This window comes from Streptomyces sp. NWU339, from assembly GCF_003143855.1.
Taxonomy (GTDB): Bacteria; Actinomycetota; Actinomycetes; order Streptomycetales; family Streptomycetaceae; genus Streptomyces.
The window spans coordinates 48669-62221 of record NZ_QFRK01000003.1 but is presented as its reverse complement, the minus strand read 5'-3'; the positions used below and the strand labels follow the sequence as shown (position 1 = coordinate 62221).

General features: G+C 70.7%; 11 protein-coding genes and 1 pseudogene. 6 read left to right on the top strand and 6 right to left on the bottom strand.

The window, feature by feature from the left end; all coding sequences use genetic code 11:
- Nucleotides 1-835 precede the first annotated feature (835 nt).
- The 6 genes from DIZ27_RS05125 to DIZ27_RS05100 all read left to right on the top strand — a co-directional run bounded on the left by DIZ27_RS05125 (nucleotide 836) and on the right by DIZ27_RS05100 (nucleotide 6387).
- Complete coding sequence (locus tag DIZ27_RS05125) at nucleotides 836-2392, top strand: ATP-binding protein (protein WP_258308242.1); 1557 nt, start codon at nucleotides 836-838, stop codon at nucleotides 2390-2392.
- 2 nt (nucleotides 2393-2394) lie between these two features.
- The gene (locus tag DIZ27_RS05120; RefSeq protein ID WP_109377083.1) at nucleotides 2395-2802 is read left to right on the top strand and encodes a roadblock/LC7 domain-containing protein; all 408 of its coding nucleotides are present in this window, start codon (nucleotides 2395-2397) and stop codon (nucleotides 2800-2802) included.
- Nucleotides 2799-3164, top strand: a complete 366-nt coding sequence (locus tag DIZ27_RS05115; protein ID WP_109377082.1) for a DUF742 domain-containing protein — start codon at nucleotides 2799-2801, stop codon at nucleotides 3162-3164. The genes DIZ27_RS05120 and DIZ27_RS05115 overlap by 4 nt, the downstream gene beginning before the upstream one ends.
- The gene (locus tag DIZ27_RS05110) at nucleotides 3142-3750 is read left to right on the top strand and encodes an ATP/GTP-binding protein (protein WP_109377081.1); all 609 of its coding nucleotides are present in this window, start codon (nucleotides 3142-3144) and stop codon (nucleotides 3748-3750) included. The genes DIZ27_RS05115 and DIZ27_RS05110 overlap by 23 nt, the downstream gene beginning before the upstream one ends.
- A 2-nt stretch (nucleotides 3751-3752) precedes the next feature.
- On the top strand, nucleotides 3753-5018 hold the full coding sequence (locus tag DIZ27_RS05105; protein ID WP_109377080.1) for a cytochrome P450: 1266 nt from the start codon (nucleotides 3753-3755) through the stop codon (nucleotides 5016-5018).
- 115 nt (nucleotides 5019-5133) lie between these two features.
- Complete coding sequence (locus DIZ27_RS05100; RefSeq protein ID WP_109377079.1) at nucleotides 5134-6387, top strand: cytochrome P450; 1254 nt, start codon at nucleotides 5134-5136, stop codon at nucleotides 6385-6387.
- A gap of 77 nt (nucleotides 6388-6464) precedes the next feature.
- Here DIZ27_RS05100 and DIZ27_RS05095 read toward each other — a convergent pair whose 3' ends face one another.
- The 6 genes and pseudogenes from DIZ27_RS05095 to DIZ27_RS05065 all read right to left on the bottom strand — a co-directional run bounded on the left by DIZ27_RS05095 (nucleotide 6465) and on the right by DIZ27_RS05065 (nucleotide 13529).
- Complete coding sequence (locus DIZ27_RS05095; protein ID WP_109377078.1) at nucleotides 6465-7184, bottom strand: peptidoglycan-binding protein; 720 nt, start codon at nucleotides 7182-7184, stop codon at nucleotides 6465-6467.
- A 591-nt stretch (nucleotides 7185-7775) separates the two neighbouring features.
- Nucleotides 7776-7907: pseudogene (locus DIZ27_RS46840) on the bottom strand (ATP-binding protein); the annotation flags it as partial.
- A 344-nt stretch (nucleotides 7908-8251) separates the two neighbouring features.
- Nucleotides 8252-8644, bottom strand: a complete 393-nt coding sequence (locus DIZ27_RS05085; protein WP_109377077.1) for a hypothetical protein — start codon at nucleotides 8642-8644, stop codon at nucleotides 8252-8254.
- Nucleotides 8641-9624, bottom strand: coding sequence for a hypothetical protein (locus tag DIZ27_RS05080; RefSeq protein WP_181383394.1), 984 nt, complete (start codon nucleotides 9622-9624; stop codon nucleotides 8641-8643). The genes DIZ27_RS05085 and DIZ27_RS05080 overlap by 4 nt, the downstream gene beginning before the upstream one ends.
- Nucleotides 9625-10348: 724 nt before the next feature.
- The gene (locus tag DIZ27_RS05070; RefSeq protein ID WP_109377075.1) at nucleotides 10349-11650 is read right to left on the bottom strand and encodes a diaminopimelate decarboxylase; all 1302 of its coding nucleotides are present in this window, start codon (nucleotides 11648-11650) and stop codon (nucleotides 10349-10351) included.
- Nucleotides 11651-11885: 235 nt separating this feature from the next.
- Nucleotides 11886-13529 carry a CdaR family transcriptional regulator gene (locus tag DIZ27_RS05065; protein ID WP_146228907.1) on the bottom strand — a complete coding sequence of 548 codons (1644 nt, stop codon included), beginning with the start codon at nucleotides 13527-13529 and terminating at the stop codon, nucleotides 11886-11888.
- Nucleotides 13530-13553: the final 24 nt, after the last annotated feature.

Below are 13553 nucleotides of genomic sequence, written 5' to 3'. Positions count from 1 at the left end.
ACGAAGAGCTGCCCGTCGAAGCAAGACGGAAAGACCACAGCCCGGGTTGCGACGGGTCCGTCGTCGTCGCGGGCGACGCCCGTGGAAACCCGCGGTGCAACAGCGGTGACGGTGATGTCAGGTGGGATCACCGGTGGTCGCAGGATCCGGGCATGCGGACGGCCCTCGACCGACTCCCGCGTCGAGGGCCGTTTTCACTCCTCCCGGAGCAGCGGCTGTGACATCGTCCCGGTCTCAGGGCAGCGCCTTGTACCCCTTCCAACCGGTTGCGATCTTCGTGCGCGATCCGAAGGACCCCTTGCCGTTGCCGCTGTTGCGCCACAGGTTGCCGGAGGTGTCACGGACAACCGCGGCCGACCACAGCGGCAACCGTCTCTGACGTTCAGTCAGCAAGCAGGACGGGGAGACATCGCACCGCCTGATGACCTGTCGGCCGGCCGCCCTTCACCGCACCCGTTCCCTTGCCTGCCCGCCCGACAGGGGTCCCGCATCCGGTGACCCGTGGGTCGGCGTACCCAAGTGGAAAGGAGGCAAAGAAAGTTCACGGAACGTCACTCTTCCGTTGCGGTGAATCGAAGATACGATCTTCAAACAACCTCTGGTGCAGAAGTGGTTCCTCCATGAAGACGATGACCGACCCGGGCCATGCCGACGGTGCGTCCGGGGCTTCACGCCCCCGTACCGCCGCTCCCCCGGTCCTCCCCCCGTCGCACAGCTCTTGACGTCCTACGCCTCGCGTCCACCGGACACCGACCCACCGCCGACTCAAAGGTTTTCCATGGCTCGTTCCCCCGCGTCCCCTCTCGAACCCCGAGGGAGCAGAGCCCTTTGGGCAGTGGCTCTCGTGCTCACGTTCCTCGCGTTCTCGGCGGCCGTGGTGCCCGTCGCCCGCATCGGCGTGGCTGCGGCCGTGGCCCATGCGGCCGTGTCCCTTCTGGCCCTCGGCTGCCTCGTCCGCCTGAGCGGGCAGCACCGGGCAAGCGCGGCGGAGGCGGCACGCCTGCACACCGAGATACGTGAGCGGGAGGCGGAGGCCGCGCGCCGCGATGCCCACTGGCACGCGTATGTGCGCAAGCAATCCGGTGCGGCCCTCCAGGAAGCGGAGTTCCTCGTGGCGAAGCGGCTTCCCGCCGCTCTTGCCAGGAACGAGGTCCCCTCGTCCCCGGAGAGCGAGGAGCCGCTGGTGGTGGAGCTCTCCCAGTGGTTCGACAAGCTGCTCTCGGATGTGTCCGAGGCGATCGACGACCGTGAGGAGTCGCAGCGCATCGCGCTGGTGGAGCTGGCGAGCCGGATTCAGACCTCGGCGCACCGGATCCAGGCCACGATCACGGGTGTGGCGGAGCGCCACCCCGGCGACTCGGGCCTGCTCGAGGCCACGATGCAGGTGGACCACGCGGCGACGCAGCAGGCCAGGCACGCCCAGAGTCTCAAGGTGCTGTGCGGGGAGTGGCCCGGCCAGCAGTGGCAGAAGCCGCTGGCGCTGGTCGACGTGGTGCGCGCCGCTTCGGGCCGGATCGTCTCGTTCAAGCGTGTCGAGGTGACCGGCGATCCCGATGTCGGCATCACCGCGTCGGTGGTCGAACCCCTGATCCACCTCGTCGCGGAACTGCTCGCCAACGCGACCGAGTACTCACCGCCGAGGACCAGCGTGTCGGTCACCGTGCGCACGGTGCAGCGCGGTGCGGTCATCGAGGTGGACGACGGCGGCCTGGGCCTGGACGAGCACCGGCTGACCGAGGCGCGCGAGATCGTCTCGGGCCGCCGCCTTCTGGGCGTCGGAGACGTCGGCGAGATCCCGCAGACCGGTTTCGCGGTGGTCGGCCGCTTCGCGCACCGTCACGGCTTCGGCGTCGACCTCGGTCCGTCACCGTACGGTGGCGTCCGTGCGGTGATCCTGGTGCCTCTCGAACTCCTGAAGGCCCTCGAACCCGTCGGGGCGCCCGGCGGGCGCGTGCTCCCCGCACAGCCCCCTGCTCCACCGGTGCCGACGCCTCCGGCCACCGCGCCCTCCCCCGAGTCCCCGCCGGCCGCCGCCGATCGCGCCGTTCCCGTACAGGCCCCGGAGTCCGCCGCCGAGCCCGCCCCGTCGGCCGAGCCGCCCCCGCCCGCCACGCGTGCTCCGGGCGCCCGTCACCGCCGGCTGCCCCAGCGCCGGTCGCGGCGTGACGGGTACGTCCCCGCGGTGGAGGAGGCACCGACCGCCGTCACTCCGCCGGGTTCGCCGGAGGACGCGGGCGACTGGATGGAGCAGTTCTTCGAGGGCGGCCGGACCGCGTCCCCCTCGACCGGATCCGCGCCCCCGCCGTCCGGAGCCGTGCCTCCGGACCCCACCTCGTACGACCCCCCGTACAGCACCTCCCCCGACCCCGATTCCCCGGAAGGACAGATGTGAGCATGAATTACGTGGAGAACCCCGAGCAGCGCGGCTGGATGATCTCCGAGGTCACCGCGGTGCCCGGCGTACGGCTGGCGATCGTCTTCAGTTCCGACGGTCTGCTGCTGGCCAACTCGGAGGGCGTGGACCGTGACCTGGCCGACCGGCTGTCGGCGAGCTGTTCGGGTCTTCAGTCGCTCGGCCGTGGTCTCGGACGGGAGTTCGGTGAGGACGGCGGCACCGTGCACCAGCAGATGGTGGAGTTCAACGGGGGTTTCCTGTTCATGCGCAGTGCCAGCGGCGCGCATCTCGCCGTGGTGACGGGACCGGTGGTCGACCCCAAGCTCGTCGCGCGGCAGATGCAGGCGCAGGTGATGAAGATCGGCGCGCAGAACCTCAGCAGCCCGCCGCGCCAGGGCTCCGCGTGAGCGGGTCGGGAGCGGGCTTCACGAACGGCGCATTACGCCCGTACGTGATCACCAAGGGACGCTCCCGGCCCTCCCGCAACACCATCGGCGTCGAAACGCTCCTGATCGCGGTCGACCCTCCCCGGGCCCTCCCCCTCTCCGCCACCAGGGAGGAGATCGCCCTCGTGCGGATGTGCGAGCGACTCCTGTCGCTGGTGGAGGCCGCCGCCCATCTCCAACTGCCCGTCAGTCTGGTGAAGGTGCTGGCGTCCGACCTCGTCGACAGCGGACACCTGTCCGCGCGCTCCGGTGTTCCACGGGCCGCACAGCCCGACAAGCAACTGCTACAGGAGGTACTGGATGGTCTCCGTCGACTCCGCTGACCGTTACTTGCCCGACACGGTGCAGCAGGCCGTCAAGATCCTCGTCGTGGGCGCGTTCGGCGTGGGCAAGACGACGTTCGTCGGGTCCGTCAGCGAGATCGAACCGCTGCGCACGGAGGAGGTCATGACGGAAGCGAGTGTGGGCGTCGACGAACTGGCCGGTCTGGAAGGCAAGACGACCACCACCGTCGCCATGGACTTCGGCCGTGTCACGCTCAGCTCCCGGCTGGTCATGTATCTGTTCGGAACCCCGGGGCAGCGGCGGTTCTGGGACCTGTGGGAGGGGCTGGCCGAGGGCGCGCTGGGGGTGCTCGTGCTGATCGACACCCGCAGACTGGAGGACAGCTTCGACGTCCTGGAGCAACTGGAGATCCGGGGACTGCCGTTCGCGGTGGCGGTCAATCAGTTCCCGGACAGTGAGCTGTACTCCGATGAGGAGCTGCGCGGCGCACTCGATCTGCTCCCGGAGACACCCATCGTGACCTGCGACGCCCGTCAGCAGACCTCATCGGTCGATGCCCTGATCACCCTGGTGCAACACGTGTCGGGCATGAGTGCGGCGGGGGCCGCGGGGGCCGCCTCGTGAGCATGCCGCCGCCGGGGTGCCCGGCGCACGCACACCACGGCACCGGCCCGGTTCCGCTCGCCGCCGTGGTCGGGTCCTCCGATCCGCGTGCGGTGTACCGCGACCTCCGCGAGAAGTGGGGCAGCGTCGCGAAGGTCGAGCTGGAGCCGGGTGTGCCCGCCTGGCTGGTGATGGGGTACCGGGAGATGCTGACCATCACCCGGCAGGAGCAGTTGTACTCCCGCGACGCCCGCAACTGGCGCGATCTCAACGAGGGGATCGTCCCGCCGCATTCGGGGCTCCTGCCGATGATGGGCTGGCGTGCCAACGTCATCGGGGCCGACGGCCCCGAGCACCGGCGCCTGCGCAAGCCCCTCGACGACGGCATCGCGCGGATGGACCAGCGCAGGGTACGTCGTGAGGTGGAGGCGCTGTGCACGGATCTGATCGCGGCGTTCTCCGAACGCGGCAGCGCCGATCTGGTCAACGAGTACGCCACGATCGTCCCGATGCTCTCCCTCGCCTCGCTGTTCGGCCTGGACAGTGTGGAGGGCCGCGAACTGCTCGACGCGCTCATCGCCCTGTTCGGCAGCGCGGACGACTCCCAGGCGGGTAACCGCACCTTCGAGCAGATCCTTCTCGACACGGTGCGCGAGCGTCGGCGGAATCCGGCCGACGACATGACGACGGTCTTCATCAACCACCCGAATCTGCGCAATGAGGCGGAGCGGCTGCAGTCGATCGTCGTGATGATCTCCGCGGGCAACGAGACGGTCACGGCGTGGATATCCCACACGCTCCGTCTCATGCTCACGGATCCGCGGTTCGCCGCCCGGCTGCACGGCGGACAGCTCGGCGTGGATGACGCCCTCGACGAGGCGCTGTGGCGCGATCCGCCCATGAACAACATGCCCGCCCGGTACGCGCTCCACGACACCGAGCTGGGAGGACGGCTCATCCGCCGCGGCGACTGCCTCATCCTCGGGCTCGCCGCCGCGAACGACGATCCGGAGGTCCGGCAGGACGGTCCGGACGACGGGTGGGGCAACCGCTCTCATCTGGCCTTCTCCGCGGGCCCGCACATGTGTCCCGCACAGGTGCCCGCACGGCTGATCACCCGTACCGCGGTGCAGACCGCTCTGCATCTGCTGCCGGACATGAGACTCGCCGTCTCCGCGGACGAGTTGGCCTGGCGCCCCTCTCCCTGGACCAGGGTGCCGGTGGCACTGCCCACGGCGTTCTCCGCGGCCCGCATATCGACCCGCGTGCCGACCGGCACGGGGCTGTGAATCCTCGAACCCCCACATCCGAGAAGACCCCCGCACGGCGACGGGTCCTCAACACCCTCAAGGCCCTCAAGGCCCTCAAGGCCCTCAAGGCCCTCAAAATAAGGAGCAGCCCAGCATGACGTCGCCCACGAACTCCTCCGCCGAGGGGCACGTACCCGTCATCACTCTGGATCCGCACGGAAAGGACCATCACGGCGAGGCCGCCAGGCTCCGCGAGCTGGGCCCCGTGGTCCGGGTCCGGCTGCCCGGAGAGGTGATGGCCTGGTCGGTGACCGACCACGCCCTGCTGAACGACATGGTCACCGACGCTCGTTTCAGCAAGGACTGGCGCAACTGGAACGCCATCATCCGGGGTGAGATAGCGGACGGCTGGCCGCTCATCGGCATGGTGAAGGTCACCAACATGGTGACCTCGGACGGCCAGGAGCACCGCCGCCTGCGCAAACTCGTCACCCAGACGTTCACCCCGCGCCGGGTGCAGGAGCTGCGTCCCCGTATCCAGCAGATCGTGGGGCAGTTGCTGGACGACCTGCCGTCGCACGCCGCGGCCGACGGCAGCGTCGACCTCCGCCGGCACTTCGCGCACCCCGTGCCCATGCAGGTCATCTGCGAACTGTTCGGGGTGCCGGCCGACGAGCGTCCTCGTCTGCAGGAGCTGATGGACAACATCTTCCGCTCCGATCTGCTGCCCGAGGAGGTCCAGGCGAGCCAGATCGAGCAGTACGAGCTGCTGGCGCGGGTGGTCGAGGGCCGTAGGCGTGAGCCGGGCGACGACCTCACCAGCGCGCTGATCGCGGCCCGTGCCGCCGACCCGGACGCGCTGAGCGAGGAGGAGCTGGTCGGCACGCTGCTGCTCATGCTCTCGGCAGGGCAGGAAACCACGCTGAGCCTGATCACCAACGCGGTCCGCGCGCTGCTGACCCATCCCGACCAGCGGGAGCTCGCCGTACGGGGGGACGCGGAAACCTGGGCGAACGTGGTGGAGGAGACGCTGCGCTGGGACGCTCCGATCGGCAACTTCCCGTTCCGCTATCCACTGGAGGATGTCGAGATCGCCGGAGTACGCATCCCGAAGGGCGAGGCGATCATGGCTCCGTTCAGCGCTGTCGGACGTGACACCGTCCAGCACGGCGAGGACGCCGACCGCTTCGACATCACCCGGGAGCAGCGCAGGCACCTGGCCTTCAGCAACGGTCCGCACTTCTGCCTCGGCGCACCACTGGCACGTCTGGAGGCGGCACTTGCCCTCCCCGCGGTGTTCGAGCGGTATCCGGATCTGTCGTTGGCCGTCGATCCGGACGACCTCGTGCCGGTGCCGTCCCTGTTCTCGAACAGTTCCTCGACGCTGCCGGTGCGGCTCGGGAGCTGAGCCACTGTGCGGCCCGGCGGACGGGGGGCTCCGCCGGGCCGTCCGTGGATCACGGGCGGCCACCGGCGCTCGGTCGGTCAGACCAGGGCGGCCCAGGTCCGGGGCCCGACCGAGCCGTCGACGGCGAGCTTCTCGCTGCTCTGGAAATCGGTGACGGCCTTCTCGGTCAACGGACCGAACTGGCCGTCGACCGTGAGCCTGTAACCGTGTGCCACCAGTTGGGTCTGCAGTGCCCGGACGGCGTCGCCCTGAGAACCGCTCTTGACGTCGACCACCAGGCGAGGCCAGCTCTCGGGCCCGATCTCGCCGTCCGCCACGAGCCCGTTGGCGTTCTGGAACGCCTTGGCCTGCGCAGCGGTCTTCGGACCGTAGGAGCCGTCCACGGCCGTGCTGTGGCCGCGGGCACGGAGCAGGTACTGCGCGGTGGTGACGTCCGTCCCCTGCGACCCGACCTTCAGCAGCGGCCAGTCCGCGGCCGGCGGTCCGGGGTCGGGCGGGGTCTCACCGGACAGGTTGACCGGACGGTACGGCTCGTACTCGCTGCCCGAGTCGAGCCCGTAGGTGCGCACCCGGTGATCCGTGCCGTGGCCGCCGCGCTGCTCGAAGGCCCAGTAGGCGGTGTGCGAGGAGTCGGTCCACTTCTCGAAGATGACCACATGCCGGGTCGTGTTGGAGCCGTCCGCGTCGATCAGCAGGTCGCCGGGCTTGAGGTCCCCGAGGGAGACCGGGGTGGTCAGGCTGCGGTTGCTCGCGAGTTCGACGGTGTTCGGACCGGACTTCCACAGGCCGAGCGTCATCGACACATAGCCGGAGCAGTCCTGCCGGTAGCCGCCGACCAGACCGAGTTCTGGCTGTAGGGCACCTGGGAGCCGTTGTCGGCGGTGAGCCAGGTGCCGGCCCGGCGAAGCATCTCGGCCGGGGTGACGGTGCCGGTCGCACTGCTCGGCGGGCGGGAGAGCGAGTGACGGTGCATCAGGCCTTGTCGAAGGCGGTCAGCTGCTCGTGCGGACGTTTTCCGCGACCGCCCGGCGGGTCGCGGCGGTCTCGACACGGGCGCTGCCCGGACGCTCGCCCACACCCCGGGGAGGACACACCGCCCGAAAACCGTGAGCACTTCGGCCACCACTGTCCTGACGCCGCTCGTTTGAGCACATAAGTGACACATGCCCGCCGACTGCTCACGGTTTTCCGCACGGCACCCGTCTCCGGCCCCGCAGCCCCGGGACCGCGGGGGATCCCCCACACCACATGGCGGGACACCATCCGGCACCTGGCGTCCAGGTCGTTCGCACAGTGGCGCGCTCCGTCTGACACCGTGGACCACGCCCGCTCACGGTGTGTGGGTCGACGGCGAACGGGACGGGAGCCGGGGTGACTGGTGGGTGGGAGCGGTAGGACTCGGCGCCGGTCTCGACGAGGGTGGCGTTGAAGGTGAGCCGGTCCACGATCACCGCGCAGAGCCGTGGGCCGGTGAAGGTCTTGCTCCAGCCGGTGAACGCCTCGTTGGAGACGATGGCGATGCGCACCGGGTCGAAAGCGAGGAGGATCCGGATCTCGCCGCTCCCGAACGAACCTGGTCTCAGCTCCTTCAAGTGATGGTTGTCGGCACCCTTGCTCCGGTCGACCAGCGGACGACCGGGCGTCGGGCCTGCGGCCGTCGGCGTGTGGAAAGGGCGGTAGGCCATGAGTCGAGCATGCGCACCGCACGGCCACGGTCAAGGACGATGCCTCCGGCAGGGGGTCAGCCGGCATCGGGACGGACGGGGCGCTGTTCCCGACCACGGGCCCATCGTGGCGTGCGTGCGGGGTCGGTGGGCTGTGGATCGATGCAGACCGCGGCAGGATGCCGAAGTCCTCGGACACATCACTCCGGCACCGTGTCCTCGCAGCTCTCCGAAACCTTCATCACGCCGAAGACCACCGGGTAATCGGTGATCTGCTGGTTCGGGCCCGGCTGGGAGTTGCAGATCTTCCACTCAGCCGGGTCGTCCACCGGACGGCCCTGTCCGCTCGCGTCCTCGAAGATCATGTCGAGTTCGGAGCTCATCTGCTCTTGCGCACGCCCGGCGTTGCCGCCGATGACATCGGGCACGCTGGCGGTGACCGGCTTGGGGTTTGCCGAGCGGTGCGTCTCGACGGCCCCCGAGCCGGTCGGGGTGGCCACCGGGACGTCCGGCACGGACGAGGCGCCGCAGGCGGTGACCGAGGCCAGGAACGCGGCGGCGAGGGCGGGTCTCAGAAGCTTGGTGACGGTCATTCTCTTCCCAGCTGTCGACAGTTCGGAACAGTGTTCACGGCGGGACAAACGGCCCCATCATGCCGGTGCTCACGTGCCCCCTGGCCCCTGACAGCGCCCCTCCGTAAGGGTGGCACAGTACAGCCACTGGTCCGGCCGGGCCGGTGATCAACGGTCGGCGTACTGATCGCGCCCGCCGCCCACGACCCGCTGTGGAAGAAGCCTGACTTCAGGTCCCCGATGACGGAGTCGAGTGGGTGCCCGCTGACGATCAACGGTCCGCTCCAGGGCGCGCTGAGTGCGAAGAGCAACGCCAGGCTCAGCCCGACCACACTCGCCACACCCGCGACGAGCAGTGACGTTCGCAGGCTGCTGCGGAAGACCAGTGCGCCGGAGTTCACGATCAGGGCCAGTCCGCTGACCACGAGCGTGACGACGTAGAGCGTGGGAACCTCGCGCGAGGCGGCCGCGATGCGGGCGCGACGACTGTTGGTGAGCTCGTCCAGGGAAACCACCAGCTCCGTGCCCGTCGTGCTTCCCACCGCGGGCCGGGCCGCCTCGGTGCGCACGGTCCGCTCCAGCCGTGCGATCGCGTGAGCGGTGGCCGGGTCGTCACCGGACGCCGCTGCCGGACTCTTCCACTCCTTGACACGCGTGGTCTGCAGGTAGTCCAGCAGCGCCGCATGGATCGGCTCCGACTGGACTCGCGGACTTGTCGCCGCCCATGCCAGGCGGGAGGCCGCGGCCGCCTCGTCGCTCACCAGCCCCTCTGCCGCGCGCAGGTAGCCGGCCTCGCTGGCCAGTGAGAGTGCCGCGAAGATCGCGAAGGCAGCGCCGAGTGTCGGCATCAGGGGTGTGACGATCTGCGGCACCCGGTCCCGTTCCTCGACCGGTACGAGCATCCGGACGCCGATCCGCGCCACGGCCGCGACCAGTAGGGCGAGCAAGAGCCCGCCCACCACCAGCACCGCCGGCGGCAGCGAGGTCAACCAGTCCACCACATCACCCACAGTGCGTTTGCACGAGCACCCCGCGGTGGCGACACATCGGCCCCGCGGCCTGGAGCTCCTCGCCGGTCACCTTCAAAGAACGCCCCATGGTCACAGGTCGGAGGCCTTCGACGCTCGCGACGCCCGGCACGGCATCTCGTTTCGTCGGCCGAACAGCCGAGTGCGGCCCCGTACGAGGCCGTACCGGCAACGACCGCCGCGCCCGTCTCACTTTCCGTCTCATCCGGCCTCGAGTCCGCCGCGGATGCCCGTAGCCTCCCGAGCCGGGAGCGCGAGTCCGGTTCTCGTCACCCGCTCCCCGAGAGACGAAGAGAGCCCCAGACCGTCGGCCCGGGGCTTCCTTGTCGTCAGCGGGTCCGCGCCCACACCGCCAGTAGACCCACCACGGCCGTGCCCGCCCCGTAGCACGCGCCCCGGAGGAACTGGTCGGCCGCGACGCGCCGGCGTCGTGAGATCCACCGCGCGACATCACACGTCACTCGGCCGCAGCGCACCCCCGTGGCGGACAGCCGTCGTCCGACGGCCCCCCGTCGGCCCGGGGGGCCCGCTTTCTCCGTGGGACACCCTGACCGGGCGCACCGTACTTTCATGGCGGTTGCACCGTCCTTTCCTGGCGTTGTGGTTCTCTCCGGGCAGCCGGGCGTGCTCGCTCGGGTCACGCCGGCTCGAGTGGCTGCGACCGGCGTTCCGGTGGGGTCACGCGGGAGAGCGAGTGTCACCGTCCGGCGAGGGCCGGGGCCGGGTGGACGGCCTGTGCGGGGCGGAGCTGCCGGAAGGTGACCCGGCCGTCGGCGTCGACGCGGGCTCCGTGCACGGCGGGTTCGGGCAGGCTGTTGTAGTGGAAGGGCGTGGAGAAGTAGTAGGCGCCGGTGTCCGGGACGACGACGAGGTCACCGACGTCGAGGAGGGGCAGCGCCCGGTCGCGTGCCAGCAGGTCGCCGGCGAAGCAGCACGGGCCGGCGATGTCCTGCGCCACGGGCCGCCCGTGCTTGGCCCGGCCGCGGGGATCGTGGGCCTCGATCCGCAGGGGCCATGCGTCGGGGGCGAACACCGTCCGGGTGGCCACCTGGGCGCCGGCGTGGGTGATCGCGATGGGACGTCCGCCGACGGTCTTGGTGTACTCGACGTACGCGGCGGTGAACCCGTTCTTGGCCAGCACGGAACGGCCGAACTCGGTGATGATCTCGTACTCGCCCGAGAAGAGGGCCGGTGCGTGCTCGCGCAGGTGGTCCACGTAGGTGTCGAAGCCGGGCGTCGTCTCGTCGCTGTCGAAATTGACCGGCAGTCCTCCCCCGATGTCGATGCCGGTGACCTGCCGGCGGCCGAGGTGGGCGTTGATCTCCTCGGCGAACTCCACCGCCTTCGCGACGCCCCGGGCGATCAGGTCCAGGGGACAGCCCTGCGAGCCGACGTGCGTGTGCACCCGGGTGAGCCAGGGACGGTCCCGGTACGTCCGGAGCAGTCGTCGCCGGTTGTCCTCGTCCTCCAGGGGGACACCGAACTTCGAGGTCGCGGTGGCCGTGCTCATGGCGGTGATCGAACCGGCGCCGACCTGGGGGTTGACGCGCACGCCGATGCGCGAGTCGGAACGGCGGGTCGCCAGGATCTCGTCCAGCCGCGAGAGTTCCTGGAAGCTGTCCGCGTTCACCGCGATCCCCAGGCTCAGTGCCCGGGCCAGTTCGGCCCGCGTCTTGGCGGGGGAGTCGAACACGATGTGTGCGGGTTCGAAGCCCGCCTCCAGCGCCTGGGCGAGTTCGCCTGCACTGGCGACCTCGCAGCCCATGCCGTTCAGACGCAGTTCCTCGAGTACGGGAACCAGGCAGTTCGCCTTGGCCGCGAACGCGTGCAGGACCCGGAGGGAGTCGGGGAACGCGCTCCGCAGGGACATGACGGTCTCGTTGACGCCGTCGAGGTCGACGAACCCGGCCAGTACGGCCGTCTCGGGTTCCAGGAGTCCCTGCTGTACGGCTGCCCGCAGAATCCGCTCGCGCCGGTCGGCCCTGTCGGAACCGCTCATCGTGCACCCTCCCTGAGCCGTGGTCTCCCCCACGGCTGCCGTGGGGCGGACCACCAGGCTTCCGTCGGAGCGGTGCGGGTGTCTTCGTCGGGAGTCCCGGTGTTCCGCCGCGCGGTTCTCACCACGGGGCGAAACCGCGGACGCGGCACGGCCGCCGTCGTGCTCGGGCACGGAGAAGCGGCCCTTCCTTCGTGGCGGTGTCCGAAGGCTCACTTCCTCGGCGGTGCCCGAAGGCTCACTCCTCCCGGCCGCCGCGCTCGAGAAGGCGCAGTTGCAGGTGGGCGAGGAGCCGGGCGTCCGGACTGCGGAGGTCGAGCCCGGACACCTCGGTGAGCCGGCTGATCCGGTGCCGCAGGCTGTTCGCGTGCACACCCAGCGCCCGGGCGGTGTCCGGCACGTGACCGAAGTGGTCGAGGTACGCCCGCAGGGTCTGCACCATGGTGCCGCCGCCGGGGCCGGCGTCGAACGCCACCAGGCGCGCCACCGGTGTCTCCGGTGCCGGGGCCGGCCCCGGCAGCGTGTCCAGCATCTGGTTCAGGGCGATCGTCTCGGCCACCTCGCTCGCGAAGGCGACGGTGCGGTGCTCTCCCGCCGAGAGCAGGGCTCTCAGTGCCAGGTCCGCCGACCGGCGGGACCCGGGCAGGTCCGCCAGGGCCTCGACCACCGTGCCCAGACCGATCCTCGCTTCCGGCCCGAACGCGTCGGCCACCTGCCGGACCAGTGACCTCCCCAGACGTGCGACCTGTTCGACGGCCCGCCGCACGTCCTCATGCAGTCCGCCCACCAGGACCAGGGCCCCCCGGCCCACCGGCACCACCACCGGCGTGAGGTCGTTCGCGCCGCAGTACACCGCCAGCAGGGCGCACAGCCTTCCGGTCTCCTCCCCCTTGCGGGAGGCTCCGGGGCATACCGCCAGGACGGCGCAGTGCCCGTGCGCCGGAAACCCGGTGCGTTCGGCCAGTACACCGGCGGATCCCCGTCCGTCGAGCAGCGCACGGGCCGCGTCCTCGACCAGCCGGGCGTGCGTGCGGTGCGACCGGTGGTGCAGCAGATGTGCGGCGGCCACCCGCGCCGCCGACCGCAGTGTGTCGGAGGCGTGTGGCGGGAGGTCGCCGCCCGCGGCCGCCACCCAGATCGACCCCAGGATCTCTCCGCCCGCCCGGACGGCCACCACCAGACGTTCGGGATTCTCCCCGTGCGCCGGCCGGTGGATGACGTCCCCCGAGCCCCACAACGCCCGGAAGAACCCGGCCTCCCGCATGGCGGCCACGCGCCACTCCGGCACCCGGCGGCCGAGGATCGTCAGTCGGCGCAACTCGTCCACGTCCTCCTTCGTGGACGAGTACGCCAGGACCCGGGACTCCACGTCCTCGATCGTCACCGCGCCGCCGACCAGGACCGCCACCGCGTCGGCCAGCCCGTTCAGGTCGCCCGGCGTCACGGCCGCCACAGCCGGATCGGCGGGGACTCCGGACAGGACCAGACCGGCCCGCAGCGCGCCGATCAACTCGGTCCAGCCGCACCACGCCGTCCGGAAGAGCACCGCCGTACCGGAGTCCTCGGCGGCCGTCCGCAGCGCGTCCGGGGGTCGCCCCGACCTGCCCGGCCCGAAGACCACCGCGGCCGCTCCCGAGCCGGCGGCATCGCGCACGATGTCGACGGCCGCGGCCGACTGCGGGTCGATGCCCACCGCCAGCAACATCTGCCCCCGCGGCAGCCCCGGCTCCAGCGGGTCCAGCACCGTGATCCCCTCGACCACGCCCCCCAGGCCACGTGGAGCCACGCACGGCTCCAGCGCACCGGCCCCCATGACCGACAGCAGTCTTTCCAGCGTCGGCCCCGCTGCGGCGTCCCCCTGCCCGGCCGTTCCGTTCAGCACCCTTCGGCCCCCCTCACGTCGGTG

Coding starts and splice junctions, on each gene's coding strand:
- DIZ27_RS05120 (WP_109377083.1), top strand. CDS start 2,395: ATGAATTACGTGGAGAACCCCGAGCAGCGCGGCTGGATGATCTCCGAG.
- DIZ27_RS05110 (WP_109377081.1), top strand. CDS start 3,142: ATGGTCTCCGTCGACTCCGCTGACCGTTACTTGCCCGACACGGTGCAG.
- DIZ27_RS05105 (WP_109377080.1), top strand. CDS start 3,753: ATGCCGCCGCCGGGGTGCCCGGCGCACGCACACCACGGCACCGGCCCG.
- DIZ27_RS05100 (WP_109377079.1), top strand. CDS start 5,134: ATGACGTCGCCCACGAACTCCTCCGCCGAGGGGCACGTACCCGTCATC.
- DIZ27_RS05095 (WP_109377078.1), bottom strand. CDS start 7,184: ATGACGCTCGGCCTGTGGAAGTCCGGTCCGAACACCGTCGAACTCGCG.
- DIZ27_RS05085 (WP_109377077.1), bottom strand. CDS start 8,644: ATGACCGTCACCAAGCTTCTGAGACCCGCCCTCGCCGCCGCGTTCCTG.
- DIZ27_RS05070 (WP_109377075.1), bottom strand. CDS start 11,650: ATGAGCGGTTCCGACAGGGCCGACCGGCGCGAGCGGATTCTGCGGGCA.